Annotated in this window: 2 protein-coding genes; both read left to right on the top strand. The window is 34.9% G+C overall.

Annotated elements, in window-relative coordinates:
• The first annotated feature begins 196 nt into the window (after positions 1-196).
• Positions 197-1,438 carry a thermonuclease family protein gene (locus LC115_13515; protein MCZ2357686.1) on the top strand — a complete coding sequence of 414 codons (1,242 nt, stop codon included), beginning with the start codon at positions 197-199 and terminating at the stop codon, positions 1,436-1,438.
• A complete protein-coding gene (locus LC115_13510; GenBank protein MCZ2357685.1) occupies positions 1,431-2,132 on the top strand; it encodes an MjaI family restriction endonuclease in 702 nt (233 codons plus the stop codon). The genes LC115_13515 and LC115_13510 overlap by 8 nt, the downstream gene beginning before the upstream one ends.
• The last annotated feature ends 158 nt before the right edge of the window (positions 2,133-2,290 follow it).

The raw sequence follows: 2,290 nt of genomic DNA, 5'->3' as shown, positions 1-2,290 counted from the left end.
GCTTTCATAGCTCCGCTATGAGCCTTCGGAACTTCGCAAATCCGCGAGCCCGTTATGCACAATGCGAATTGGCCGCTCCGTATGAAGATAACCCGAAGGAATTTTGTAACTTCGTAGTTGTGAACTGAATTAACGAAAAGAGAGAAAAATGTTGAATAAAACCAAGCATACAATTATAAACGGAGACAGCAGACAAATGAGCGAACTCAAAGATGAAAGTGTTCATTTGATTGCGACCTCACCACCATATTGGCAACTAAAAGATTATGGAACGGAAAACCAAATCGGTTTTCACGATGATTATGAAACATACATCAATCATCTTAACTTGACTTGGCAAGAATGTTTTCGAGTTTTACACAAAGGTTGTCGCCTTTGTATCAATATTGGAGACCAATTTGCTCGTTCAACTTATTACGGTCGTTACAAAATTATTCCCATTCATACCGAAATTATTAAGTTTTGTGAAATGATTGGTTTTGACTTTATGGGGCAAATTATTTGGCAGAAAGCAACTACTATGAACACTTCGGGAGGTGCAAGTATTATGGGAAGTTATCCAAACCCAAGAAACGGAATTGTAAAGTTGGATTTTGAATATATTTTATTGTTCAAAAAACAAGGAAATGCACCTAAGCCAACCAAAGAACAGAAAGAAAATGCTTCAATGACCAATGAAGAGTGGAATACTTATTTCAACGGGCATTGGTATTTTTCAGGAGCAAAGCAAGACAAACATTTGGCAATGTTCCCTGAAGAATTACCACACCGTTTAATCAAAATGTTTTCATTCCCGGGAGAAACTGTTTTAGACCCTTTTATGGGAAGCGGAACAACCGCTTTGGCTGCGAGAAATTTAAACAGAAATTCAGTTGGGTATGAAATCAATCCTGACTTTATTCCAATCATCAAAGAAAGGATTGGAACTGATGATGCTTTTATGAAGGTGGAGACTGAAATTATTAAACAACCTGATTTAAAAACTGATTTTGAAAAACAAATTAAAGAATTGCCTTATCAATTTGTGGACACACATAAGTTAGACAAGAAAATTGACGTAAAGAAAATTCAATATGGTTCTAAAATTGATGCCAACAGCACAGGAAAACGAGAAGAATTTTTCTCCGTAAAAGAAATTATAAGTCCTGAACTTGTTCGTTTAAGTAATGATTTAATTATTCGTTTGATTGGCATTAAGCAAAATCCAATAATCAACGGCAAAGCAACTGAATATTTAATAAATAAAGTTCGTGGGAAAAAAGTCTTTCTCAAATATGACGAAATCAAACATGACAAGGAAAATAATTTAATGGCTTACCTCTATCTTGAAAACAAAACCTTTATAAATGCTCATTTATTGAAAGAGAATTTAGTATTGGTAGATAATTCCATTGACTTTAAATATAAAACGAAATTCAACACATTTATCAATGGCTAAAAAAGAAATTAAGAGATACTCATTAGAATTTGGAAAAAAGGAAAAAGTCCTCAATTATGCTACCCAAACTTACCAGCTTTCAAGACCAAATAAAGTTGGTGCTGTAATGGCATTAATAAGAGAATGTCAGCCCAATACGATTGAAGAATGGGAACAATGGTATTTTGAAAATGCTACAACAGCAGGAAAAAATACTTTCAAAATAACAAAAGAGAGTTTAGAAGAACTTGGCGAAAGGCTTTACGAAAAAATTACGGAAGTTGTTATTCCAGAGTGGCAAGAAGCCTTTAACGCTTTAACAAAAGAAGATTGCTACAACTACATTCATAATTTGACTATCAACCGAACTTTTGACGGATATTTGAGAGAAAAATCCGTTGTAAATGACGGTTTAGCGAAAGCATTTCCAGAAGTGAGATTTGAAGAAAGTCCGCCCGAATTAGACCACGCAGGAGATATTGATTATCTTGGTTATGTGACAGAAGACAAAGCATTTGGCATTCAAATAAAACCTGTAACAGCACAATCAAACTTTGGAAATTATTCTATTTCTGAAAGGATGAAAGCAAGTTTTGAAAGTTTTAAAAATGACTTTGGAGGAAATGTATTTATCGTTTTCAGTTTGGACGGAGAAGTCGCAAATAAACAAGTGATTGAGCAAATTCAAACCGAAATAGAACGACTAAAACAATAACGCACTGTGCATAACAAAAAAATTGGCAATAGAGCCGGTGAAGTGCTTCTATTGGGCTTTTGTGCAAGGTTGAACAGTAGTAATTCTATTCAACAGTTGTGCTAAAAGTCGGCTCCATCGCCAATTTTCCAACCGTTGAGCGACATTACGCCTGCGGC

The organism is Bacteroidia bacterium (assembly GCA_026932145.1).
Classification (GTDB): domain Bacteria; phylum Bacteroidota; class Bacteroidia; order J057; family JAIXKT01; genus JAIXKT01.
This window is presented reverse-complemented; position numbering and strand designations above follow the sequence as displayed.

Excerpts from the sequence above, each read along its gene's own strand:
- LC115_13515 (MCZ2357686.1), top strand. The coding sequence starts at position 197 with ATGAGCGAACTCAAAGATGAAAGTGTTCATTTGATTGCGACCTCACCA.
- LC115_13510 (MCZ2357685.1), top strand. The coding sequence starts at position 1,431 with ATGGCTAAAAAAGAAATTAAGAGATACTCATTAGAATTTGGAAAAAAG.